Source organism: Pseudochrobactrum lubricantis (genome assembly GCF_041929865.1).
Taxonomy (GTDB): domain Bacteria; phylum Pseudomonadota; class Alphaproteobacteria; order Rhizobiales; family Rhizobiaceae; genus Pseudochrobactrum; species Pseudochrobactrum saccharolyticum.
The window spans coordinates 336,422-362,798 of the sequence record NZ_JBHEEE010000005.1; the positions used below are offsets into that span (position 1 = coordinate 336,422).

Annotated in this window: 20 protein-coding genes; 9 read left to right on the plus strand and 11 right to left on the minus strand. The window is 49.3% G+C overall.

What is annotated here, in order from left to right; genetic code table 11:
- Positions 1–68: 68 nt before the first annotated feature.
- The 3 genes from JNC80_RS12820 to JNC80_RS12830 form a co-directional block, all read right to left on the minus strand.
- Positions 69–554 (minus strand): GNAT family N-acetyltransferase, encoded by a 486-nt coding sequence (locus tag JNC80_RS12820; protein WP_116088271.1) that lies wholly within the window; start codon positions 552–554, stop codon positions 69–71.
- Between the two features lie 373 nt (positions 555–927).
- Positions 928–2,922, minus strand: coding sequence for a BCCT family transporter (locus JNC80_RS12825; RefSeq protein WP_376710575.1), 1,995 nt, complete (start codon positions 2,920–2,922; stop codon positions 928–930).
- Between the two features lie 120 nt (positions 2,923–3,042).
- Entirely contained in the window at positions 3,043–3,513 is a 471-nt protein-coding gene (locus tag JNC80_RS12830; RefSeq protein ID WP_225688778.1) for an Lrp/AsnC family transcriptional regulator, read from the minus strand.
- A 229-nt stretch (positions 3,514–3,742) separates the two neighbouring features.
- Here JNC80_RS12830 and JNC80_RS12835 point away from each other — a divergent pair, with 229 nt between their 5' ends.
- From JNC80_RS12835 to JNC80_RS12875, 9 genes are all read left to right on the plus strand, one after another.
- Positions 3,743–5,281, plus strand: a complete 1,539-nt coding sequence (locus tag JNC80_RS12835; protein WP_376710576.1) for a peptidoglycan D,D-transpeptidase FtsI family protein — start codon at positions 3,743–3,745, stop codon at positions 5,279–5,281.
- Positions 5,282–5,550: 269 nt separating this feature from the next.
- Positions 5,551–7,821 (plus strand): TonB-dependent receptor, encoded by a 2,271-nt coding sequence (locus tag JNC80_RS12840; RefSeq protein WP_376710577.1) that lies wholly within the window; start codon positions 5,551–5,553, stop codon positions 7,819–7,821.
- Positions 7,822–8,131: 310 nt separating this feature from the next.
- Positions 8,132–9,511: a serine hydrolase gene (locus JNC80_RS12845; RefSeq protein ID WP_376710578.1), complete on the plus strand. Its 1,380-nt coding sequence runs from the start codon at positions 8,132–8,134 to the stop codon at positions 9,509–9,511.
- 21 nt (positions 9,512–9,532) lie between these two features.
- Entirely contained in the window at positions 9,533–10,195 is a 663-nt protein-coding gene (locus JNC80_RS12850; protein WP_376710579.1) for an NAD(P)-dependent oxidoreductase, read from the plus strand.
- Positions 10,196–10,296: 101 nt separating this feature from the next.
- A complete protein-coding gene (locus tag JNC80_RS12855) occupies positions 10,297–11,262 on the plus strand; it encodes a formylglycine-generating enzyme family protein (RefSeq protein ID WP_376710580.1) in 966 nt (321 codons plus the stop codon).
- A gap of 251 nt (positions 11,263–11,513) precedes the next feature.
- Positions 11,514–13,094: an arylsulfatase gene (locus JNC80_RS12860; RefSeq protein ID WP_083647120.1), complete on the plus strand. Its 1,581-nt coding sequence runs from the start codon at positions 11,514–11,516 to the stop codon at positions 13,092–13,094.
- 138 nt (positions 13,095–13,232) lie between these two features.
- A complete protein-coding gene (locus JNC80_RS12865) occupies positions 13,233–14,033 on the plus strand; it encodes a transporter family protein (protein WP_376710581.1) in 801 nt (266 codons plus the stop codon).
- Between the two features lie 254 nt (positions 14,034–14,287).
- Positions 14,288–15,817 carry a tetratricopeptide repeat protein gene (locus JNC80_RS12870; protein ID WP_376710582.1) on the plus strand — a complete coding sequence of 510 codons (1,530 nt, stop codon included), beginning with the start codon at positions 14,288–14,290 and terminating at the stop codon, positions 15,815–15,817.
- A 160-nt stretch (positions 15,818–15,977) separates the two neighbouring features.
- Entirely contained in the window at positions 15,978–16,940 is a 963-nt protein-coding gene (locus JNC80_RS12875; RefSeq protein WP_376710583.1) for a SphA family protein, read from the plus strand.
- On the opposite strand, the gene JNC80_RS12880 is transcribed toward JNC80_RS12875, so the two are convergent.
- From JNC80_RS12880 to JNC80_RS12915, 8 genes are all read right to left on the minus strand, one after another.
- Positions 16,930–17,778 (minus strand): hypothetical protein, encoded by an 849-nt coding sequence (locus JNC80_RS12880; protein ID WP_376710584.1) that lies wholly within the window; start codon positions 17,776–17,778, stop codon positions 16,930–16,932. The genes JNC80_RS12875 and JNC80_RS12880 overlap by 11 nt on opposite strands.
- 52 nt (positions 17,779–17,830) lie before the next feature.
- On the minus strand, positions 17,831–18,079 hold the full coding sequence (locus JNC80_RS12885) for an acyl carrier protein (protein ID WP_075656652.1): 249 nt from the start codon (positions 18,077–18,079) through the stop codon (positions 17,831–17,833).
- A 31-nt stretch (positions 18,080–18,110) separates the two neighbouring features.
- On the minus strand, positions 18,111–19,658 hold the full coding sequence (locus tag JNC80_RS12890) for an AMP-binding protein (RefSeq protein ID WP_376710585.1): 1,548 nt from the start codon (positions 19,656–19,658) through the stop codon (positions 18,111–18,113).
- Between the two features lie 409 nt (positions 19,659–20,067).
- Complete coding sequence (locus JNC80_RS12895; RefSeq protein WP_376710586.1) at positions 20,068–21,738, minus strand: formate--tetrahydrofolate ligase; 1,671 nt, start codon at positions 21,736–21,738, stop codon at positions 20,068–20,070.
- A 227-nt stretch (positions 21,739–21,965) separates the two neighbouring features.
- Entirely contained in the window at positions 21,966–22,829 is an 864-nt protein-coding gene (locus JNC80_RS12900) for an ABC transporter permease (RefSeq protein WP_376710587.1), read from the minus strand.
- Entirely contained in the window at positions 22,826–23,707 is an 882-nt protein-coding gene (locus JNC80_RS12905; protein WP_376710588.1) for an ABC transporter permease, read from the minus strand. Before JNC80_RS12905 ends, JNC80_RS12900 begins: the two co-directional genes overlap by 4 nt.
- On the minus strand, positions 23,700–24,779 hold the full coding sequence (locus JNC80_RS12910) for an ABC transporter ATP-binding protein (RefSeq protein ID WP_376710589.1): 1,080 nt from the start codon (positions 24,777–24,779) through the stop codon (positions 23,700–23,702). Before JNC80_RS12910 ends, JNC80_RS12905 begins: the two co-directional genes overlap by 8 nt.
- 115 nt (positions 24,780–24,894) lie before the next feature.
- A complete protein-coding gene (locus JNC80_RS12915; protein WP_376710590.1) occupies positions 24,895–26,046 on the minus strand; it encodes an extracellular solute-binding protein in 1,152 nt (383 codons plus the stop codon).
- Positions 26,047–26,377: the final 331 nt, after the last annotated feature.

Below are 26,377 nucleotides of genomic sequence, written 5' to 3' on the forward strand. Positions count from 1 at the left end.
CGATAATACAAGGATCAGTGCTGAGAGAACAGGCGTTAGTGTGTCATCGCTAACGCCCGTAGTCTGATTTAGAATTTCAACACGGCTTCCAGTTCATCGCCATAGCTATCACCGGTTTTTTCAAAGCCAAGTAGAGTGTAAAAACCTTCCGGACTACCTTCTCCGGTGCCGTAGCTTGTGAAAATCTCGTTGTAGCCTTTGAGCTTCATATCACGTTTTAAAAGCCCGATAGCCTGACGGCCAAAGCCGAATTTCTGGAATGGTGTTGCGATCATAAAACGCCATAAAAAGACCCCCGGACAGTCAATTCCGTCATCATGGTCGGCGCCAATATGCAGCATTATGAAACCGATCAGTGTATCGTCAGCATAAATTGCACGGAACCAGGCATTTTCGGAAAAATGTGCTGCGGCAATGGATGTACCATTGTCGGCAACCATGCCGCGATGCTCATCGGAAAGCGTTTCACTCAGATCACAGACATCTTCGACAGTTAACGCAGATATACGCCGAAATGAAATTTCGGAGTCCCGCGAGATTGTAATCTCACTCATGGATAAGTCCTGTTTTGAGAAATAGCCGGTTAACTAAACCGGCGCGGTTTTCGAATTGTCCGCCAACAATATGAACAGCAAAGTGTTCTGCCTTTAAATCTTACAACTATAATTATATGTCAATGTATAAAATTTATGGTCTGAATTTGTACTGCTGAACTAACACTTTTTGATTATTTACAGGTAAAAATGAAAATAAATAAGGTGATTTTTTAAGTATAAATTTCAATTTAAAATAAAATCTCTGAGTGAACTTATCAGTCTTAAAGCGTCGTTTTTTGAGGTATACGCAAAGCACGCGCTGCCATATGGAGCAACGCGTGCTTTTATGTGTATATTAACGGCCTCATCCGGCCTTCAGCATGTGGGAAATTTACATATCCGCTGAATGTTCCGGCGCGCTGTGTACCAGTTGTGTTTCCGGCGCATGAACCAAAGCCAGATATCTTTCAAATTGCACCAGAATATCCACGATCAGCTGCTCTTTTGTGAAACCCATCACATCATAACCTCTGCCGCCGCTTGAGAAATATGTCCGTGCTTCATGACGGAGATTTGGCTTGCCGACCCCCAGTGTCGAAAAAGCAGGGATGTGCTGGGCAACGGGCATGATACCGTAGATGAAATCGCGTGTGCCTTCTGCCGTGGAACGCAGTGCGATTGCACCATTGTCTTCTGTAACAACAACGGTTTCCCGACCGCGATTGTTCAGTTCGGTGGTAACTGCATTCAAAGCATCCTTGGCGGGACCTGCGATAAATGTTGCAACTTCACGCTGGGTTGGCGCATGCAAAATCAGTGACAATCGGCGTTGCCATGTGAGCCCCGAGGCTGGTTGCGCACTTGGTGCAACCGGAATTGCGGCATGGGCGGCTTGTTGTGCAAGGTCGGCTTTCATCCCCTTAAACAGTGACCAGACAAGCGCGATCATGACGATGCTGAATGGCAGGGCGCTTGCAATGGTCACAGCCTGCAAGGCTCCCAGACCACCTGCAACCAGAAGGCTTGCAGCAACCACACCCTCCAATGTGCACCAGAAAACCCGCTGTCCGGTTGTTGTTTCTGTTTCCCCGCCCGCGGCGATTGAATCGATAACAAGAGAGCCGGAATCCGAAGATGTAACAAAGAAAATAGCAACCAGCATGACCGCCAAAGTCGAGGTCAGTGTCGTCCATGGCAAATATTCAAAGAAATGAAACAGGCCGACGGAAACATCAGCAGCAATTTCTGCTCCTAACTTGCCGCCTGCGACTGTCGTATCAATAAGAATTGCCGAATTGCCGAAAACGGTCATCCAGAAGAATGTGAAACCGGCCGGGATAAACAGCACCGCTGTCACAAATTCCCTGACCGTGCGGCCACGCGAAATACGGGCAATAAACATACCGACAAAAGGCGACCACGATATCCACCATGCCCAGTAGAACAGCGTCCATGCATCGACCCACGGCGTTGGTTCATAGGCATAAATATTGAAGGTACGCAGGACGATTGTATCGAGATAGAGGCCGATATTCTGCACAAAATCGCGGAAAAGCTCTGCTGTAGGCCCTACAATCAGCACAAAAAGCATCAGGAGAATAGCGAGCAGCAGGTTGGTCTCAGAGAGAATGCGCACGCCTTTATCCAGACCTGTTGCAACGGAAATCGTTGCCAGTGCCGTGATTGCAATAATAAGTGGCAGCTGAACCTGCAACCCGATTGGCAGGCCGATCAGATAGTGAAGTCCGGCATTAATCTGTGAAACGCCAAGTCCCAGCGAGGTTGCAATACCAAACATGGTGCCGACGATGGCGAAAATATCGACCGCATGGCCTATCGGGCCGTTAATCCGCTCTTTGAGCAGCGGATAAAGGCCGGAGCGGATGGTGAGCGGCAGATTGTAACGATATCCGAAATAAGCAAGGGACAGGCCGACAACGGCATAAATAGCCCAGGCGTGAATTCCCCAATGGAAAAATGTAACCGCCATGGCTTCGCGTGTTGCTGCAATGGAGCGCGGTTCTGCGGTTGGCGGTGCCATGAAATGCGTCATCGGCTCACCGACGGCATAATACATCAGTCCGATACCCATACCCGCAGCGAAAAGCATTGCAATCCACGAGAGGAAGCTGAAATCAGGTGTTGAATCGTCGGGGCCGAGTTTGAGACGTCCGTACCGTCCCAGACAGAGAAGCAATACGCTCACCAGAAAAATGCCGACGGATAGCAGGTAGAACCATCCGAAATTTGCGAGAATAACGGTCTGAAGCTGGGTAAAAATACTCGCAGCCTGATCGGGAACCACGATCCCGATTGCTAGAAACACACTGATGACAATGATGGATCCGAAAAATACCGGTGCGTTTATAATGAACTTTGCTGGCATGAAAACTCTCGCAGGTTAGTGTTTCATGTTTTTAAGAAAACAAAAAATAACTCTGTAAATATCAAGTCAGTCTGACATTTTATGAATAAGGCGAATTTAATAAATATGACAGGAAGACTATTACAAGGGAAGGGACAGATCGACTTTCACTCTGTCCAGTACAACGATGGTTCTGTAAGATTTTACCAGATGATTTTCTCCTAATAATTGCGCTGTCCTGCTTTCATATTCTTCAGTCGTCGGAACGGTCATGATCAGGATAAGACCCGCACTGCCCGCAACCCAATAACATTGTTGAATCTCCTCAGCATTTTTGAACATTTTTTTGGCCGCGGCGACCGTCACTGACCGCTCGTCGCTGAGCGTGACCTCGACAATAACGGTCACGGGCAGGCCGACGGCAGCAGGATCAACAACGGCTGCAAATTTTTTGATGATGCCTTTTTTCTGAAGTTTGGCGATGCGGCGCTGTACGGCGGCGGGTGACAGATGAATAAGCTCGGCTAATTCTTTTTGTGATCTTGAGGCATCTTCCTGAAGCAGTCTGAGAAGCGATTTATCGTAATCATCCAGCTTGTTTTGATCGGGCATTGCATTATCCGCGCTGAAAGTGAGTGAAAATTGCGGTGAATTGAGACTTATCGAGCCCTAATATACCATCACATCATTTATTTCTATGTGAAATCATTCGTGAATTTTTGTGAATAACAAAAAATCTGCTCAAGAAGTTTTAATTATTAATTTTAGTGTGTGTATGAAGAAGTCGTATAATACAAACAGATATATACTTGCGATATTATTGTTCGTGGCGATTTATTGTGTGCTGTTTTCAAAGATGGTTTACTTCGGCACGATTGTACCTGCTTCAGAACATGCGGCAATGTCTCCTGTCGGCATGCACAGGCCGCTTATTCTGGACAGGAACGGAAAAATCCTCGCGATAGATATCAAGGCATATTCACTTTATGCGGAGCCCCGCCGTATTACGGATATTGATGAAGTGGCAGAAAAAGTGCACCGCATCATTCCCGAGATTCCGCTGCAAACGCTTCATAAGAAACTGTCAGGGCAGCGCCGTTTTATATGGCTCGCACGGCAATTAACGCCGTCGGTTAAAAGCAGGCTGATGGCAGAAGGTATTCCCGGCATTGGCTTCCGTACCGAATTACAAAGAGCCTATCCGGCCGGACGTACCACTTCGCACATTGTCGGCCTGACAAATATTGACAATACCGGTGTTGCCGGTCTGGAGAAATGGATCGACGGGCAGGGCATTGCCGATATCCGCAATGCCGGTTTCTCAGTCCCTGAACATTTTGCGCCGGTTGTGACATCCATCGATTTACGTGTGCAGCATGCTTTGCATGATGAATTGTCAAAAGCGCTTGTTAAATATGGCGCGGCGGGTGTCGGTGGTCTCATCCTCAATATTAAAACAGGTGAAATTTTAGGGCTGGTTTCATTACCGGATTTTGATCCCAATACGCCTGCGGAGATACATCTGGCCGACCGCCTGAACCGTATAACAGCCAGTGCCTCGGAAATGGGGTCTATCATTAAGACCTTTACAACGGCGATGGCAGTTGAACATGCGGGTGCCGGACTTGATACAATCTATGACGCGACCTATCCGATCAGGGTCGGTAATCAGCTTGTGCGTGATTATTTTGGCAAGAAACGGCCGCTGACGCTGGAGGAAGTGTTTCTGTTTTCTTCCAATATCGGCTCCGCACAGGAAGCGCTTTCTGTCGGGGTGGAAGGGCACCGGAACTTTCTTATCCGTTCCGGCCTGCTGGAGAGAGCGGCGCTGGAACTGCCGGAAATAGCAAAACCAATGGAACCGCGGCACTGGTCTGTGCCGACATCGATTACCGCAGCTTTCGGTCATGGTTTTGCAACCACACCATTGCAAACAGCCGCCGGTATCGGCGGAATATTGAACGGCGGTGTTCTCGTTACCCCGACACTCCTGAAGCGCGATTCCGACCATTCTGCTTTGCCTGCCCGCCGTCTTGTCACCGAAAGAACAAGTGCGATTGTCCGGCATTTATATCGCTTGAGCGCGGAAAAAGGCTCCGGCCGCCGTGCGAATATCAGCGGCCTTAATGTCGGCGGAAAAACCGGTACGGCTGAGAAGGTGGTCAACGGCCGCTATGCAAAGAACAGGAATTTCAATGTTTTTGCAGCGGCCATGCCGATGGACGATCCGACATATGTCTATCTGGTTATCGTTGATGATCCGGCTCCGAAATCTGCCACGCGCGGACAGACAGCCGGTGTAACCGCAGCACCGGTTGCGGGTGAAATCATTCGGAAAACATTCACTTTTTTGGGCATGGAGCCACGCATCGGCATCTGATCTGTCAGTGATCAGGCAGAGGTGTTTTCGGAATGTGTGGATATTTCATCAAGAACTGATCTGCGTGTGCACAAGACGGGCGCATAAACTTGACTTATATAATCATGTTTAATATCGCAGATAATATTATTGTTCTTAAGACGGCTAAGTTTGGGCAGATGTGATGACACCCCAAAACCGAATGCGCGCGTTCTTATGACATGTCGGTTTTGCTGACAAGCAATGATGACCATTGAATTTTTACATTTTTTGAAAACTTGGGGATTGGAATGAGGGGCAGATATCAATTGGTTACCTATGAGCGCGGCTGTGCCGCTTTAGCCGGTGTCTCATTGCTTGCTGTAAGTGCTGTGGCGGCTTTCGCTCAGGAAACAGGCAAGACTGATCGCGTGCCGCGCCAAAAGCAGGCTCAACAGGTTTCCGATACCACTGGTGCAACAGTGCTGGATACAATTGTGGTGGTGGGGCAGGGACATCCTTCTACCGGCACTATAGGCCAACCACCGGCTGAATATGCCGGCGGGCAGGTTGCCACCGGTGCGCAGCTCGGAACACTCGGAAACCGGTCTGTTCGCGATACACCATTCAGCCTGACCGGCTATACAGATAGGCTGATCCGCAACCAGCAGGCAAAATCGATCGCTGATATTACACTCAATGATCCGTCCGTGCGTCAGGATGCGCCGACTTTCAGTGAGCGTGACTCTTTCTTCATCCGTGGTTTTTCTGTGACTAATCTGGATGTTGCATATGACGGACTTTTCTACCTTGCCAATCCGCGTCGCAGCTATCTTGAGGGCATTGAACGCGTTGAGGTGCTCAAAGGGCCAAGCGCTCTGGTCAATGGCGGTGTCGGCCGCGTCGGGGGTACAATCAATCTGGTGCCAAAACGTGCTGCGGATGAGCCGCTGACACGCCTGACAACGACCTATATGTCCGATGCGCAATTATGGTCACATGTTGATGTTGGTCGTCGCTTCGGACCGGATGGGGAATGGGGCATTCGCTTCAATGGTTCCTATCGCGGCGGCGAGACTGCGATGAAACATAATGACATTCAGGTTGGTGTCTTGTCACTGGGGCTTGATTATCGCGGTGAACGGGTACGTGCCTCGCTTGATCTCAATCATTCCCGACAGAATATCGATGCGCCGACTTCGCTGTTTAATGCGGTAAAAGAAGGTGTTGAAATTCCGGATGCACCGAATGGTCGGATTAACACAGCCAATCCGTTCGAATATCACGACAGCAAGCACAATATGGCCGCTGCCCGTGTCGAGGTTGATGTTCTGGATAATACGACTGTCTATGCCGCCGGTGGCATCAGCCGTTATCGTGAGGATTTCCTGTCTACATCATACACAATTCTCAATTCCAACGGCGATGCAGAAGTTGAATTTGGCTATAATCCGCAGCAGATTCAGGGGCTGTCGGGTGAGATTGGTGTCCGCTCTGAATTTGATACCGGACCTGTCGGCCATAAGTTCAATATTTCGGTGAGTGGCGCGAAAAATGAGAACCATCGCGGTCGCTTCCATCCGGGAAAACTGGGTTTCAGAAAATACCCGATCAATATCTACAATCCGGCCTATGTGCCTGATAACTGGGTAGATATAAGCGGGCTGCCGCGCTCGGATAATCTCTATCCGTTCTCCGAGCTGGTCGCTAACAGTATCGCGATTTCTGACACGCTGTCTTTTGCGGATGATCGCTTCCAGCTGACGCTTGGCGGACGTTATCAGCATATGAGCACACGTACCTTCAATACACGTCCAAATCCGGATGTGCCGTTTGGTGCGCAGATTTATCATTATTCGGAATCTAGATTCAGCCCTGCCGTCGCTGCTGTTGCCCATGTGACTGACAGCTTGTCGGTCTATGCAAATTATGCAGAAGCACTGACTGAAGGGCCGCAGCCACCGTCCCGCGCTGCGAATAATACAGAGAGCTTTCCTCCTGTTGTAAACAAGCAGAAGGAAGTCGGGGTCAAATATGATCTTGGCGATCTGATGCTGAGCGCAGCTCTGTTTGAGATCAGACAGCCGAACGGTTTTACTGATGCGAAAAACAATTTTGCGGTGAACGGTCTTCAGGTCAATCGCGGGCTGGAACTCTCTGTGTTCGGCGAGCCGGTTGACGGTATTCGTTTGCTCGGTGGTATTACATTTATGGATGCCGAGCTGGATAAAACAGGAAATCCCGAAACGAACGGTAACAGAGTTCCGGGTGTTCCGAAAACAGCTATCAGCCTCTATGGTGAGTATGACACGCCGTGGGTTGAGGGGCTGACGCTGACCGGTCGTGTTGTCCATACGGGCAGCACTTATTATGACCAGAAAAACCTGCAGAAAGTGCCGGACTGGACACGCGTTGATCTGGGCGCGCGTTACACAATGCTCCGTGAGAATGGCAAGCCGGTAGAGTTCAGAGCAACAGTTGAAAATGTTCTCAACGAAAATTACTGGGCATCGTCAGCCCGTGGTTTTATCTCGGCCGGTGCACCGCGTACATTCATGCTTTCCGCTTCGTTTGATTTCTAAAGCATCGCAGTGTGATATTAACGAGGAAGGCCGGAGCGGTGTTGTCATACACGGCTCCGGCCTTTTTTATTGAAAACATCTGAATTAGAGCGCCGTGTGCCAGACTTGGCACACAAAGGTCGCTCTAACACTTTAAAATGAGAGCATAATTTTACTTCAAACTGATCCAAGTTTAAGGAATTATGCTCTAACATCGCGACGGAAAAACAGCCCTGCGAAAAACATCTTCTATAAGGCCAATTTGGGTAAATTCCCCGCCATATCTTCGCAGTTTTATTCCAGATTTGAACACCAGTGACTGGAGATAAATATGAAGCGCGTTCTGTCTGCATTTATGGCCACAGCTCTGATGCTGGTGCCGGTCTTTGCTGAAGAAGTGACACTGCCTTCTGATGATGACGTTAAGAAAACTCTGACTGACCGAATTGATGGAAGTCAGACCGGCATTGTTGTTGCCTTGATCGAGAATGGCAGATCCCGCTTTGTATCACATGGTCAGTTTGGCCGTAATGATCCGCGACCGGTGGATGAGAATACTCTGTTTGAAGCCGGTTCAATTACCAAGGTTTTCACCAATCTGCTGTTGGCGCAACTGGTACTGGACGGTCGGATTGATCTCAACGCCCCGATTGCCAACTATCTGCCTGCAAATATTGTTCTGCCGACCTATAAGGGCAAGGCAATTACAGCGTTTGATCTTGCCACGCACACATCCGGTTTGCCGAGCTTGCCGGATGATTTGATGACTGCGGATATTAATAATCCCTATACCGGATATGGCAGTCAGGGTCTTTTCGATTGGCTGGCGACATATCGTCTGAACCGGCCGGTTGGTAAGGATTTTTCCTATTCCAATGCCGGTACCGCTTTGCTGGGGCTGGTGATTACCCATATTGATGGCCGCTCTTATGCCCAGATGGTGCAGCAGGAAATTCTTGATCCGCTGGGCATGAAACAAAGCGTGCTGGCTTTGACCGGTAATACGCCGCCGGATATGGCAACAGGTCATGGGCGGGACGGGGAACCGGTGAGCCATTGGGATTTTGATGCATTTGCACCGGCAGGCGCGCTCATCACTTCGGCTGGTGATCTTGCCAAATTTATAGCTGCAGCTTCAGGACAAACGGAAACCCCGCTTAAACATGCCTTTGCCTTGCTCACGGAACATAGCCGACCGGCTGGCGGGAAAACACGTAAGATTGGTCTTGGTCCGGTCATTTCCAAACTCGCCCGCCGTACGATTGTCTGGCACAATGGCCGGACAGGCGGCTTTGAAAGTTTCGCCGGTTTCGACCGTGAGAATGGCAATGGCGTTATTGTCTTGTCCAATCGCCTGAGCATTACGGGTATTGATGATATCGGCGCTCATTTGCTGGACGCGCGGCAAGAACTGCTGCCCCAGCCTCCGATACGCATTGCTGTTGCGATTGATACCGCAAAACTGCCCGCTTATGTCGGCCAGTATCTGCTCGCCCCCGGTGCAATTATGAGCATAACCGAAGAAAAAGGGCAGTTATTTCTGCAATTGACCGGTCAGCAGCGTTTTGCAGCCTATCCGGAGAGCGATACGAAATTCTTTCTGCGCGAAGTTGATGCGCAAATCAGTTTCACTGTGGAAGACGGAAAAGCCACAAAGCTGACCCTGCATCAGAACGGGCGCAACATGCCGGCTTTGCGTGTTGGGGACTGAAGTCAGGATGAATAATAAGCTATGAAGAGCAACTCTGTTTCAAAACCGGAAAAGCTTCGGGTGTTTATTTTGGGAGCTTCGGGCAAAGTAGGCTCAATACTCGTTCAGCGATGTGTTGCGCGTGGTCACAAAGTGACAGCGCAGACACGGGATGCCGGCAAACTTGTCGCGGGTTTCAATCTTGATATAGCCGTCGGAGCGCCTGCGGATAAAGCATTTTTAGAGCAAAATATTACCGGTCATGATGCCGTGGTTATATGTCTTGGTGTTGACCATGCCGGAAGAACGACGCTTTTTTCTGATGTGACCAGAGAGCTTGTGGATGTGATGCAGGCTGCAGGAGTGAACCGGCTTGTTGTAATAACGGGGATTGGCGCAGGAGATACCAAAGGTCATGGCGGATGGTTTTATAATTACCTCATTTATCCGTTCATTACCCGCCATCAATATGCAGACAAAGACATTCAGGAAGCGATAATCGGGCACAGCAGCCTCGATTGGACAATCATTCGTCCGGCACCTTTCAGCTCCCGCACCACGAAAGAACCATTACATATTTTGACCCGGACACCGCGCAATGTGCAGCTTCGGTTCATAACAGTTGAAGAGGTTGCCGCTTTTATTCTGGATAGTTTGGAAAACAGGACATTTGTCCGGCAAATGCCGTTTATCGGGCATAATTAATTTCTGATTGTCTGCCGTTTTCATCTATAGATTTACCGTTACGTACTTCTGAAAGCATAATCAAAACTGTAGTTTTGAGTGATGTTTTCCGGAGGGTGGCAATGGGTCTGGAAGTCTCAAAAAAATACAATATCGATGAGGTTCTGGAGGAGATGATCTGGATACCGGGCGGAACTTTTGTGATGGGATCAGACGATCACTATCCTGAAGAAGCACCAAAGCATCCGGTAAAAATTGACGGTTTTTGGATCAGTCAAACGCCTGTAACCAACAGGCAATTTGCGCGTTTTGTTGAAGAAACAGGCCATGTGACTTTGGCAGAAAAAGTGCCGGATGCGCGGGATTATCCGGGAGCGCTTCCGGAAATGTTACGGGCGGGTTCCCTCGTTTTCACTCCGCCGGCAACGGTTGCAGGACGTGACATCAGCCAATGGTGGCAGTTCAAATTCGGTGCAAACTGGCGCAAACCTCTGGGTGACCTGAGTGATATCCGCGATAAACTGGATCATCCCGTGGTTCATGTCGCTTATTGTGATGCGTGTGCCTATGCTGACTGGGCAGGGCTTGATTTGCCGACCGAGGCAGAATTTGAATTTGCGGCCAGAGGTGGCCTTGAAGATACAGAATATGCATGGGGCGATGAATTGATGCCCGATGGCATTGCAATGGCCAACACATGGCAGGGCATCTTCCCGACGAGCAGCACCAAACCAGCAGGGCATGAGCGGACATCGCTTGTCAGGTCATTTCCTGCAAACGGATATGGTGCCTATGACATGATCGGCAATGTGTGGGAGTGGACAAGCGATTATTGGAGCGACAGACATTCTGAACCTGCGCCCAGCCCCTGCTGCCTTCCCTATAATCCGCGCGGTGGCGAGGCGGCTTTAAGCTATGACCCGCAGCAACCAAATATCCGGATCGCCAGACGCGTTATCAAGGGTGGCTCCCATCTTTGTGCGCCGAATTATTGCCGTCGCTATCGTCCCGCTGCACGGCATGCAGAGCCGGAGGATACGTCGACAAGCCATGTGGGTTTCCGTTGTGTGAAGCGTCCCTCAGACTGAAGAAAAACTACTCTTTTGTCCTCATTTCCCACCCATATGCATACGCCATAAAACGCCGGATTTACTGTTACGTACTTCTGGATTGACAGCCAAATTTGTAATTTACGAAAATATTTTATGGGGCACACCATCAGTCAAGGCCGATGCCAATCGCGAAAGCACGGGGAAGCTTTGAACGGTTGAGTAAAATGGTGAACGCCTGCTGCCCCGACGAAATTGCATCACGAACACAAGTCAAGGAGGGAATAAGCATGCAGCGTCGTACCTTTTTGTCATTCAGTGCATTACTCGCAACATCTGCTCTGGCCGGAGCTGCACAATTTGCTGTGCCACGGTCTTTAAGCCTTGTCTCAGAGGCAAAGGCACAGGAAAAACAGGCAAGGCCCAATATTCTCATCATCTGGGGCGATGATGTCGGGATCTGGAATCTCAGCGCATATCACAGAGGCATGATGGGTGGCTCTACGCCGAATATCGACCGGATTGCCGATGAAGGCATGCTGTTCATGGATCATTATGCTCAGGCCTCCTGTACTGCAGGCCGTGCGGCATTTATCACCGGGCAATATCCGCTACGGGTAGGGCTGGCAACTGTCGGATTGCCGGGTACGCCTCAGGGTATCAGCAAAGAGGATCCCACTCTCGCTGAAATGCTGAAACCGCTTGGTTACGCTACCGGTCAGTTTGGTAAAAACCATCTCGGTGACCGTGACGACCATCTGCCAACGGCGCATGGTTTTGATGAATTTTATGGCATCCTCTACCACCTCAATGCCGGTGAATATCAAGAGGAATATGACTTCCCAAAGGTTCCGGAAGTCGCCAAGCAATTTGCGCAGCGTGGTATTATTCATTCATGGGCAAATGCGGACGGAACGCAGAAGATTGAAGACAAAGGCCCTTTTGGACGCGAGCGTCAACGCACACTTGATGCCGATGTGCTGAAAGAGTCCAAGCGTTTTATCAGTGATGCGGTGGAGGCGAAGAAGCCGTTTTTCGTCTGGCATAATACTACCCGTATGCATTACCGCACCAATCTCTCGCCGGAATATGAAGGGAAAAGCGGTTACGGTCTCTATGCCGACGGCATAATGGAAATGGACGATGATGTCGGCGAACTGATGAAATTGCTCGACGAGCTGGGCGTTGCCGATAATACCCTGATTATGTTCTCAACCGATAATGGTGCAGCTTCCAACAGCTGGCCGGATGGCGGCAACACACCTTTCAGAGGGCAGAAGGGTCTGGGCGGTTATGAAGGCGGTTTCAGGGTGCCGGTTGCTGTCAAATGGCCGGGTGTTATTCCCGCCGGAAAAACAACCGGCGAGTTCATGACGATGGAAGACTGGATCCCGACGATCATGTCACAACTCGGACAGCCAAACCTTAAAAAGGAACTGCTCGACGGTAAAAAGATTGGCGGCAAGACCTATAAAGTTCATCTCGATGGTTATGATCAGTCTGCAATGATTAAAGGTGAGGGAGAAAGTCAGCGGAAGGAATTCTTCTATTTCACTGAAACAAAATTCCACGGCATGCGCCATGGTGACTGGAAATTCCTGTTCACGAAGCAGGACAGATGGTTCAACGGCGTTCAGGACAATCTGACCTCCCCGGTGATAACCAATCTGAGGCTCGATCCGTTTGAGCGTTTCCAGCAGGCGCGCGGCTTTGATGAGTGGCAGGAAAACCGGTCGTGGACGATTGCGCCTGCCATTGCAAAAGTTCAGGAATTCTTCGTCTCATTCAAAAAATATCCGCCGCGTCAGCCAAGTATGGAAGCCAATATTGACGCCATGATTCAGCAACTTATGCAGGCCAACAATCCTTAGAATTACCCATTCCCCGAACCCGTCATTCATTCTTGTGTGGCGGGTAAGGGCACATTTGATGATCGCTGTGAAAATCAATTGAGCTAACTCCGTCTGATGCAGACAGAATTGACGCTACTCAACAGAAGTGGAACGATCATGATTGAATGCCGATACCAGTATTTGACAATTACAGCTCTGGCTTGCTGCATCTCACTGCCGGCACTTGCGCAAGACACGGATCTGGCCAAGCAATTATCCAATCCGGTGTCTTCGTTAATCAGCGTGCCGTTTCAGGTGAATTATGACCGCGGTTACGGCCCCGAGGATGGGCACAGAACGACGCTCAATATTCAACCCGTCATACCTTTTTCCCTCAATGAAGACTGGACCCTTGTTTCCCGCACTATCGTGCCCGTTATCTGGCAATCAGATATTGCCGGTAAATCCGGCAGTCAGTTCGGTCTTGGTGACACGGTGCAAAGTTTCTTTTTCTCCCCCAAAAAGCCTGGTCCCGGAGGACTTATCTGGGGCATGGGGCCGGTTTTTCTCTTGCCGACCGGCACGCATGAGCTTTTGGGCAGTGAAAAATGGGGGGCAGGTCCGACAGCTGTAGCATTGAAACAGGAAGGCTCATGGACTGTCGGGGCACTGGCAAATCATATCTGGTCTTTTGCAGGCGATCGTGACCGTTCAGATATCAGCTCGTCGATGTTTCAGCCCTTTGTTTCATATACGACTGATGATGCGTGGACTTTCGCATTGAACACCGAAAGCACCTATGACTGGAACAGTGATCAATGGAGTGTGCCCATTAATTTCTCTGTTTCCAAAGTTGTAAAATTCGGCACTCAACCGGTGAGTTTTCAGGCCGGAGCCAGATATTGGGCGGCATCGCCTGATAATGGCCCTGAGGGCTGGGGTTACCGCGCCAATATCACTTTTCTGTTTCCGAAATAGCTATGGGGTTTTGGCGGGAAAACACTGTATTTTGAGCAGCTTGATGAAAGCACTCAAAGCATCAAAATTCTTTATATTAATAAATCCTAAAATAAAGGATGCACCGATTGACGAACAATAGAGACTATGTGAATTTATAGCCCGTTCATATGCAATAACATGTCCTAACCCGTGTACGGATAATGACCCAGAATAGATATGCATTGGACCTGACTGATATTCCTGTCCTTGAAGCGCGATCCGTTCTTGAGGAATTGCTTTCTGATGAGCGATTTCACATTACTGAGCGCGGAAAGGCCATTTTGCGCTATATTGCTGAGCATCATTTTTCCGGAAAACCAGAAGCGATCAAAGGCTATTCCATTGCAATTGATGTGCTGGGACGCCCAACAAGTTTTGACCCTTCAACAGACCCGATTGTACGCATTGAGCTTAGCCGGCTTCGGTCTGCACTTGTGCAATATTATCAGGCTTTCGGCCGCGAGAAGCGGATTGAGATCGGACTACCGAAAGGTCACTATATTTTAACTTTCAACCGGTGCAGGAACAGAGCTGTAACAAGGTCTGGCGGTGATAATGGGTTTTATCCGGGTGAAACAGAAAGCGGATATTCTGCGCATAAGAAATGGTTTATATTTATAGTCTCAATAATAATTCCATTAGTATCAATATTTTCTATTTCTTTATTTTCTCACGGTGGTATCGACACAGAAAAACCGGTTGTTGTTATTGACTTTAAGAATGATGACTCAGTCAGCAATCATGAATCAGAAACTGTGAGAGACACCATTGTTAACGCGGTTAACAATTTCAACACGCTCATACTTAAAATAAATAATGGTGTTGCGCATAATCCAAATGAAAGCATTCCGGCATTTCTCATCCGTATGAAATACCGGACTGAAGGTGACACGCATTATTTGTCATGGCGGATTAAAGACAGTTCAAAAAATGAGATTATTGGCTCCGGTGTCGAGCAAGTCTCAGCAGCGGATTTGACACATAATCAGATTGAGCAATATCTCGCATCGGAGCTTTCTTATAAGATTGCAGCCAGCAATGGCATCATCAATACCAGACTTGTGAATGAAAATAATCTTGCCGTTTTTGGGAATAGCTGCGTCGTCAAAGCTGAAATTAATCTGGCGAATGGATTACCTCTCAGCGAAGATGAACACTGTCTGGAGCGCACACTTAAGATCCGTCCGACAGACAGTGATGCAATGGCTGCACTGGCGCGTGTGCTGATTAGCAATACAGGAGATATTCCGGATCTTGAGAAAAGCGAACGCAGTCTGAGGCTGGCACATAAAGCCGCTATACTCGCTCCTGCATCGGACAGGGTCTTATTCTCGCTGATGCAAACGCATTTGATTGCAGGTCATATTGATCTGGCATTGCGAAAAGGCGAGCGGGGAATTGCGCTCAATCCGAATAACAGGGAGCTGAAATCGGCTGTTGCACTGGCTTATTTCACCAATGGAAACTGGGGGCAGGCTCACCGGCTTTTGGCGGATGATGAACGCCGGTTTAAAACCTTACCTGTCACAGGACAACTTGTGCTTTTGCTCGATGCTCTTCGCCGTGGCAACCGGCAGGAAGCCAAATTACGTGCGGACGGATTGCCTGTACATGCAAACAGGATTGTCGGCTTTCATTTGGCAACTTTGACAAGAACCATGCCGCCGTCAGCAAAAACAGAATTACAAAAACAGGTGCGGGTTACCCCTGAAGTTTTTGAAACAATGGCAGCAAATCTGGCGCAGCAGAAATGTCCGTGCTGACGGCATAGATTACCCTGACAACCTCTCTGAAATTCACGATTTACGGCACTAAAAGACTGCCGGACATTGCGTTCGTTTACCCCGATTTACCGTAACGTTCTTGAATATTCCGGCCGCTCCATCAAAGTTTCGGATCAAATTGTGCAAGGGGAGGCGTGCAATGAAAGTCCGATCAGCCAGCCGGTTATCTTTATCTGTTGCTTTTCTCGCTGCTATGTCTTCAGCCGTATCCGCGGCAGAAGGAGGGGTGGGCTTTTATCTCTTAGGCTCCAAGGGCGCCGGTGCTGCTATTACTCCCCCTCCCGGTGTTTTCTTCCAAAACGACATTTATTATTATTCAGGAAAAATCGGTGGCAGCAAGCAGTTGCCAACCGGTGGCAAACTGGCAGCCGGTGTCAATGGCGCTGCGCTGATAAATCTGTCGTCCGTCATATGGGTTTTGCCGGAAGAAATAGCTGGCGGACATTTAGGCATCGGTGCAACAATTCCGTTCGGATGGAAAAGAACAAAAGCCGACTTGGTATTAAGCGCGTCGCGTTTCGGTGATGTTTCCGGCAATGTAAAGGATGATATTTTTACGATCGGCGATCCGGTGGTCAGCGGTTTTCTCGGCTGGCAGAAGGGCAATTTCCATTATCAGCTGGGAACAATGGTGAATGTCCCTATTGGAAATTATCAGGAGGGCGAGATATCGAATATCGCCTTTCATCATTGGGGAGCAGATGTTTTTGCCGCAACGACATGGCTCGATCCGAATATCGGGCTTGATCTTTCTGCTGCTGTCGGGGTCACATTCAATGCCGAAAATCCGGTAACCAATTACAAAACCGGCAATGAATTTCATTTTGAATGGGCTGCAGTGCAGCATATTAATGAAAAACTCGATATAGGACTGATCGGCTATTACTATCAGCAGCTTTCGGGCGACAGCGGTGAGGGGGCAACACGTCCGTTTAAAGGCCGCGTGGCCTCTATCGGCGCAACAATTGGCTGGAATTTCGAGGTGAATAAACTTCCCGTTTCCACGCGCATTAAATATTTTCATGAATTTGCAGCGGAAAACAGGGTCGAAGGTGACGCTGTGTTTCTTACCGTGTCCGTGCCGCTTTCAATTACAAAATGAACACGAGTTCAGTATAGGTATGATCGATTGCACTATTCAGTCTTGGCAGTGTTGACTGAACAGGCGCAGATCTCTTGCGCAACGAACACCCCCACAGATCAGGCTTTTTGATTACATCCATCTCAAGGAAAAAATAGCCGCGCAACATCAGATATCGGGCAAGTGTACCAAGACTATCGTAAATCAAAGACCGGTCTTTCACCAGAATAACTCTGGCACTGCGAAGGCTGCCCCTTTTCTTAGGTTTCAAAATAACAGGATGACGTTCACCATTCACTTCGACCATGAGAACCAGACAACCCAGACTGATGTGATCGCTGAGTATTTGTGCTGTGTCTTCAGAAAAATCTTCTGACGCCAGCGGGTCATAAGCCTGTATTGATGCTCCGTTAGAAGAACGAAAAGCTGCAATCGTCAACGGCACGACGAGTGTAGCAATGGCAGATGTTGAAAAGCCCAGATGCGTATTGATTTTTCGCATCGTGGCAATCGCTGTAATATCAACATAATCAATATCAGCGACCGATATGATACGTCGCAGAAATAGGGCTGCCATCCATTGATAGTCAGGCTTGAGGTAGAATGCCGCCAGATTGGCCGCTGCGACAGGCTTTTGCTCATAGACCGAGCGAACCAACGGAATTGTCAGGCAGATGCCAATGTCGCCGTTTTTGTTAAAAGCGATATAGCCGATTGTCGTGTGGCCAAGCTTTTCTGCATGATTAAATATATCAAGCAGATTTGCCTTCCAGGTCGCAGCCGTGCGCTTATGAAAACCTTCATTCAGCAGTTCTGAGGCGTAATCCAGCTGGTCAATGGTTAAAGGGCGCAGCTTCATCGTTCAATCTTAAAAAGCAGGGGAAACGGGTATGTTAAATGAACGAAAGCGTTCAGCTTTTCCGTGTCATTAAATAGCTCTCAAGCGACTGAAGACTGTCTATATGATTGATATCAAAGTCTTCATCGGCGAGATCAATATCAAAATCGGTTTCTAACTGCGTCAGGATCTGAACCGCAGCAAGAGAATCCAGCAATCCGGAAGAAAATAGCGGCTGATCTTCTGCAATCTGATGAATATTATAGCCCGAAAGAATGCCGGTAATATGCTCTTTAATATTTTGAATATCCAAGGAAGACATTTTAATTTCCGTATTGAATTGCAGGAAAAGATTACATTTGTTCAAGGAGTTGTTTGCGGTCAACTTTGCCGTTGATATTCACGGGGAGCGCATCCCGTATGTGAATATTTTCCGGCACCATATAGCGGGGCAGATTTTTCAGCAGCGCAGATTTTATCTCGTTTTCTTTTAGCGGGCTGGTGCAGAACGCAACCAATCCCTGAACGGAATTCTCGATAACCGGCCAGGCGATAACTGCAACCATTTCGCTTTGTGCCGCATGTCTGAGATGTGCTTCAACTTCTTCCAGCTCAATGCGGTTACCCTTGAGTTTGATCTGGTTATCCGTGCGGCCAAGATGGTGATAAATACCGTTGTCATCACGCATCCCCAAATCTCCGGTCAGATACCAACGCTGCCCTTCAATCTCGCGGAAACGATCTGTTTGACTGGTATTGGCATAAGTGAAATAGCCTTCAGCGAGCTGGGGGCCACAGAGCGCAATTTCACCAATCTGCCCGTTTGGAAGAGGGCGCTGCTGAGCGTCAAGAACCGCAATTTGCATGGACGGATAAGGTGTGCCGATCGCAATAATATCACGGCCGGGGGTTATGACCGGATCAGACTGCACCCGATAACGCAGGCAGATGACTGTTCCTTCGGTCGGACCGTAAATATTATCAATCGTGCTGTCAGGCGCTGCTTTTGACCATGCCTCAACAGTTGCGATCGGCAGAGGTTCCCCGCAGAAAATTGATGAGCGGAGTGTCGGCAAACTATCCGGTTTGAGAGCCCCGCTTTTGCGCATCATCGCTGCCAGAGTGGGGACAGACATCCAGACTGTAATAGAACGCTCACGGATAAAGCGGCTTGGTGCCAGCATCTCCAGTGATGAAAGAATATGCAGAGACGCACCCGCATCAACACATAAAAAGAGATTATGGACGCTTAAATCAAAAGTCACATCGCATGTTTCGGCAAGCCTGTCCTGAGGGTTCAGCTGTGTCCAGAGTCTGGCCTGCTCAATATAGCTCTCAAGCGCTCCGGCTGAGATCATAACGCCTTTCGGCAGTCCCGTCGTGCCGGAAGTGAATATAATATAGGCCAGTTCTTGTTTGCTGACGAAGGCAGGCTCCGGAAGTTGAGCCGCTTTAAGACCGGAGAATGCAGTGATGTTTTGTGCGGGGCGGGCAGGAATAATATCTTCATCACTTGATACAATAATCATATCCGGAGCGGCGTTTAAAACCGCCGGAGTGAGCAGGGCAAGCCCTTGCTTGTCCACAATGAGCGCATCAAGCTGCAATGCTTCGAGCAATTGCATTATTCTGTGCTCTGTCCATTTCAGATTAAGCGGCACATAAGTAGCGCCTGCATAACCGGCTGCAAGAATACCTGCATAGGCTTCCGGACTTTTTGTGCCGAGGATGCCAACTTTTTTGAGATTGTTTCTCTGAGAAATAAAACCAGCCAGATTGATGACCATGGTGCGCATTTCGCCATAGGTTAAATCTGCCGACCTGTCAGAATAGAACAGGTTTTCACTGTATTTATCACAGGTTTCTATAAATTTGAGAGATATATTGTAGTTCTCAGACATCCTCATATCTCTCTTAAATACAGTTGAATATAATTTTGAACGTGATGCTGAGTGCAGACTTCCGGCTTTGAAATGTGCTGCGATTGCGTAAGTTTTATGCGGGATACAAGCTGTCTGTGTGTATTGTGTCTGCTCTTTTTCCGGTTTTAACGAAGGTCAAATTGTCCCCTGTCCGATTGGGCAAGGGCTCCGGATTTTTGAAGAAATTGAGCTGACATAAACAAAATATCGAAGAGCAGAATGGCCTGACCGGCGCATAGGGTTTTATCAGGGAAACTGCTTGGATAAAAAATTATGTAATAAATAGGTTTGTTATCGGATACCGTAATGTGTGATATCTGACTTATAGTTTTCAACGCCTGCCGGTGTGTTTCCACCGGCAGGCGTTGAATTTTATGCAGACAGAGATTTAGAATAATCCCTGAATTTCATTATTGTGATTAAGCCCGATATGTTCTGCAGCCGGTGTTCTCGGCAGGCCAGGCATGGTCATAATATTCCCGCAAATAGCGACAATAAAACCGGCTCCGGCAGAGAGTTTGACTTCACGGACAGGAACGATATGGCCTGAAGGTGCGCCTAAAGCAGTCGGATCAACGGAAAAACTATACTGCGTTTTCGCCATGCAGACAGGCAAATGCCCAAACCCGTCGCGCTCCCATTGTTCCAGCTGTTTCAGAACTGCCGGTTCTGCTCTGGCCTGTTCTGCACCATAGATTTCGCGCGCTACTGTCTGGATTTTCTCCCACAGAGGAAGGCTGTCCTCATAAAGCAGCTGCAACTCGGCATCATTATTATCGGCAAGTTTTGCAACTTCATAGGCGAGGTCTTCTGCACCCGCACCGCCTTCTGACCAATGCCGGCAGAGAATAGCTTTAACACCGGCCTCGTTGCAAACATCATTAAGTACAGCGATTTCTTCATGCGTGTCGGAAGCAAAATGATTGATTGCAACCACAACCGGCAGGCCAAATTTCTGAACATTACGGATATGCCGGATGAGATTGCTGGAGCCTTTTTTCAATGCTTCTGCATTGCCGGTGCCAAGCTCGCTTTTTGGCACGCCGCCATTCATTTTCAATGCACGGATCGTTGCGACAACAACAACGGCATCAGGGCTCAGTCCGGCTTTGCGGCATTTGATATTGAAAAACTTTTCAGCGCCAAGATCAGCACCAAAACCAGCTTCGGTCACCACATAATCACCAAGTGCCAGTGCTGTTTTTGTCGCGATAACACTGTTGCAACCATGCGCAATATTGGCAAATGGCCCGCCGTGAATAAGCACGGGATTGTTTTCAATTGTCTGCACCAAATTTGGTTGCAATGCATCTTTCAGCAGCGCCGTCATGGCACCGTCGGCCTTCAAATCTGCGGCTGTAATCGGTTGTTTATCAAGATTATAACCGACAATGATCCGCGCCAGACGTGCTTTCAGATCGGTCAGATCTTCCGCAAGGCAGAGGATCGCCATAACCTCGGAAGCAACGGAAATATCAAATCCGGTTTCGCGCGGATAACCGTTGGAAGGGCCGCCGAGTGCAATGGTTATATCCCGCAATGCGCGGTCATTCATATCAACCACGCGCCGCCAGCTGATACGACGTGTATCAAATCTTAAGCTGTTGCCCCAATGGATATGGTTGTCGATCATTGCGGCGAGCAGATTATTAGCACTGCTGATTGCGTGAAAATCGCCGGTAAAATGAAGATTAATATCTTCCATCGGAATGACTTGTGATTTTCCGCCCCCTGCCGCGCCGCCTTTCATGCCAAAATTTGGTCCGAGGCTTGGCTCACGCAGACAAATGACCGCTTTCTTGCCGATTTTGTTCAGTGCATCGCCCAGCCCTACAGAGGTTGTGGTTTTGCCTTCTCCGGCTGGTGTCGGATTGATCGAAGTGACCAGAATAAGCTTGCCCTTGCGGCCGGATTTAAGCCTGTTCACCACATTATGGGTCAGTTTTGCTTTATCATGGCCATAAGGCAGCAGATCATCAGACCCGAGATTCAGTTTCGCGGCAATTTCAATGATCGGGCGCTTTTGGGCTGCGCGGGCAATCTCAATATCAGAATACATTGAACACTCCGCCGGTAAAATAGCTTTTATTGTTCATAACTGATCCCTGTCTGTTTTGAAAACCGCGCTCTTCCGCGTTTCTATCGCATCACAGGTTTTATGGATAGTCCCGGTTTTTCTGCAACCTTGTTTGGTTTCTGTTCAGAGACGGAAAACACTCAGCAGGTTATGGAAGGGAACAGCAGGGGGCGCAGCATATTTTTTGAACCACGCCCCATATCAACAGCCTATGAGCGTTTTCTGCGACGGGCGATCTCCCAGCCGATTGCACCAGCAATCGTCAGTATCATCATCGTTAATCCCAGAGCATTTACAGCAGGTGTAAGACCTGCACGGACTTTGGCTGCAATAAAGATGGTGAGGGGCGTTTCCGTGCCGCGCACGAACAGGGTTGTATTGTAATTCTCAAAGGATTGCAGAAACGCGATACATGACGCTGCCAGCAATGACGGACGCAGATAGGGCAGCAGAATGCGGCGGAACACATAGGCACGGGAAGCACCAAGACTGAGCGCGGCATCTTCCATTGTGCGGTCGAAACGCTGCAAACGTGCGGCAATCATCAGCATCACAAACGAAATAATGAAACTGGATTGTGCCAGAATGGTCAGAAAAAGACCGCCGCTGATCCCTGTTTTGCGCCAGAACAGCAATGTGGCAATACCAATCACGACACCGGGTGTGAGCAGGGGCGAGACCATCAAAGCATAGAGAAAATTACGCGAACGCCCGTGCAGGCTGGTCAGAATAAGAGCGGCCGCAGTACCTACCGGCAGGGAAATCGCAATCACACCTGCCGCAATCAGCAGGGATTTGCCCAATGCAGTCCACATTTGCGTATCTTTGAACATGGCATCAACCCATTGCAGGGTGGTGCCAAGCCATGGCGTAATCGTGGGAAAGCTGCTGCTGTTAAATGTCGCCGCCGCAAGGATACCAAGCGGCAACATCAGATAAGTAAAAAACAACAGCATATAGAGCGCAAAACCAATGCGCGGCAGCCTGTCACTCAGGCGTTGCAGCCATGTCGGCTGATAAAAGCGCTGATTGTAACTTGCGGCCTGACCCGAAATAGACTGAACATTACTCATTTGACGGCACTCGCAAGATTAACGCGGAACAGGCGCAGCGTGCCCAGCACCACAAACATACATAGAACCAACAAAGTGACTGCATAAGCTGCACCGCGGTTCCAATTGCCACTTTCAAAGAACCAGTCATAGATCAGCTGGGTAAACCAACGGCTGCCGGGTGCTCCGAGAAGGGCAGGAGCCATATAGCTGCCTGCGGAGAGCATGAAGGTGAAGACACAACCTGTTGCAATACCAACCTTGGCATGGGGCAGGACAATGCGGCGATGGATGCGCCAGGCACTTGCCCCCATATCATGCGCGGCATCAATCTGAGCATGGTCAAGTGTGCTGATAAGATTATACATCGGGAACAGCATGAACAGCAGATAGGCATAGGCCATACCGGCCAGCACACCGCCGTCACCATACCAACGCACCGGCTCATCCAGCAGGCCGAGGTTCAGCAGGATCGCGTTCAGCGGGCCTTCAAAAGCCAGAATGATAAACCATGCCAGCCCGCGCAGCACTTCATTCATCATATAAGGGATCATGAGAATAACGAGCACAAAGGCGGTTTTGCGCATGCTGGCAACCTGCGCCAGCCAATAGGCCAGCGGATAGCACAGCACAAAAGTGGTCAGGGTCACAAAAGCGCTCGACCAGATTGTTTTCAGAAAGATAGCGCTGTGGCTGCGGTGGTTCCACAAATAGAGAAAATTATCAGCGGAATAGACGTCTTTTTCTCCGCCCAGTTGTGAGGGCGGCAGGTTAGGGCGCAGCGCAAAATCCAGCATGGTCAGATTAGGGATCAGTACCAGACACAGCAGCCAGAAGGTGACAATGGCGATGAAAATTGTACCGAGTATTTTGCCGAAGCGTTGATAGATCTCAGTCATGTGCCAGCACCACCGCATCCTGTTTGGAGAAGCCGGTTGTAAAGCTGCTGCCGATTTCCGGCACCTGATGCAGTTTCTTATGCGGTATAGTGACTTGCATATTCAACGGGGACTGCTCATGATGCAGAACCGTATGGGCAGTGGCAAAAGAGCCTTCAAAATCAAAGCGCTTTGAGACAACGGTGAGCTTGTTATCTTCTTCAGCGGCGTCCAAAGTCAGCGCTTCAGGGCGTACATAAAGGCGCGCCTTCTGGTTGCGCTGCAAGACGGCGCCGCGACGGCCGATAAAACGGCCATGGATACCTTCCAGCACAACAAAATCGTCAAAAGTATCAACCACAGTACCGGAGACAATATTATTCTCGCCCACAAATTCAGCGACAAATGAAGTGGCAGGCTTGGTGTAAAGATCGATCGGTGCGCCGACCTGCTGCAACCGGCCGGCATTCATCACCGCAATGCGGTCGGACATGGCAAGGGCTTCAGACTGGTCATGGGTGATATAAATGAAAGTCACACCGGTGCGTTTTTGCAATTCACGAAGCTCGGCACGCATATGCTGGCGCAGCTTCAGATCAAGCGCGGACAATGGTTCATCCAGCAGCAAAACCTGCGGTTCAATGGCTAAGGCACGAGCAATGGCGACACGCTGGCGCTGTCCGCCCGATAATTCATGGGGCATGCGATCGCCGTAGCCGGGCAGGGCAATAAGTTCCAGCAGCCGGTCTGCTTCACGGCGGCGCTGTGCTTTGCTGACGCCGCGCACTTCAAGACCAAAGGCGATATTTTCCCAGACCGGCATCAGCGGAAACAGCGCCAAAGACTGAAAAATCATTGCTGTCGGGCGGCGATTGGCCGGAACATGGGTCATATCCTGTCCGTTAATCAGGATTTTGCCGGAACTCGGCTGTAAAAAGCCCGAAACCATTCGCAGCAGGGTCGTTTTTCCGCAGCCGGAAGGCCCCAGAATGGAAAAAAACTCACCGGAGCGAACATCCAGAGACATTGATTTTACGGCTGTTGTGGCGCCAAATCGCATCTCGACATTCTGAAGGCTGACTGCGTTTGTCATAGGGAATTCTCATTTTTAAATGACGCCGGTTTGCAGTTTTAAGTGCAAACCGGCGTTTGGCAGAAAGGCGGGGAGGTTTTCACAGATACAGGCAAAACCGTATCTGCTATCCGGTTTATGCGCCGAGGAACTGATCCTGATATTCAGAGCGCAGTTCGACAAACCAGCTTTTCTGAATTGGCCACCACCACAGCTTGTCCAGTGCATCTTTAGGATAGGCAGCGGCAAAGAATGCTTTGTCAGCTTCCGGCAGCAGTGCTTCTGCACCCTTGGCAGTGGTGTTGACCTTGGCATGGCTTGCATACATCGCACCGGCTTCCGGTGTGAGCATCCAGTTCATAAAGGCATAGGCCTGATCGATATTCTCGGCGCCAACCGGCAGCGAAACACCTTCCATCCATGCCAGTGCGCCTTCTTTCGGCGAGATATAGCTGACCGGCTGTCCCTGTTCTTTCAAACCGGCCGCAGTTGAATCCCATGTCTGACCGATGATGCAACCATTGGTGAGGAAAGCGCCCTGTGCTTCATTCTGGTTCGCCCAGAACTGAGCAATATTACCTTTACGGGCAATCGCTTCTTTAAGGATCACATCATAATTGGCGCGCATCGCTTCTTCGCTGGCAAAGCTTTCCAGCAGCGGGCGTGGCAGTTTGCCTTCGGCTTCCAGCCACAGGCCGAGACCAACGAGTGCGGAATGGCCGCGAACAGTGGCTTTACCGGCCATTTCCGGCTTCCATAGGTCGCTATAAGATGCTTCACCATAAACAAGCGGCGATTTTTCCGTGTTGAAAGCAATTGCTTCCGTGCCCCAATCTGTCGGTACCTGATAGCGCTTGCCATCAACAACCGCGCCGAGTTTTTCAGAGCTCTTCAAAGCGCTGTCGATGCAACGATCCCATTCCACTTTGCTCTCATCAATCGGTGCGATGAGCGAGGCTTCAACATAATTTGGTACGCGGTCAAGCGCCGGCCAGATGACGTCAAAACCCTGACCCTGATTGACTTTCATCAGGTTGAGGATTTCATCATTGGTGCCGTAAGCGGTGTAAGTGGCTTTGATGCCTGTGGCTTTTTCAAAAGCAGCAAGCATTTCCGGCGAGACATAACCGGCCCAGGCAGCAATACGCAGGTTACCGGAGGAGGACAGAGCGTCACCGGCACGCATAACAAACGGCATGCTCAGGGCAGTGGCGGCTGTACCACGCAGAAATGTGCGGCGGCTGAGCGGGAATGCAGTGCGGGTGGATGTCTTATTGTCAAAGGCCATCAGGCGCTCTCCTGTTCAAGATGAATTTCATCTCATCGGGTTATTCGAGCAGGCACCTAACAGCGGCAGATAACAGTTCAGTGACGGTTTCTTGTGATTTTTTTAAAACTATTTGAACATTTTATGATGCTTGGTTCCGGTGATAGCGGTCTGTTGGGTATATGTTTGACCGTTAAAGAACTCGGAAACAGGCATTCGTGAGTCTTCTTTCTAAAGTTAATTAGTTCCATAATGTATCTTATGTATTTTAAAGCTATAACAGCTATATAGAGATGCGACACTTGGGCAAATTAGAGATGCGACAGATTTTGCAGCTCATGCCCTGTTCAAA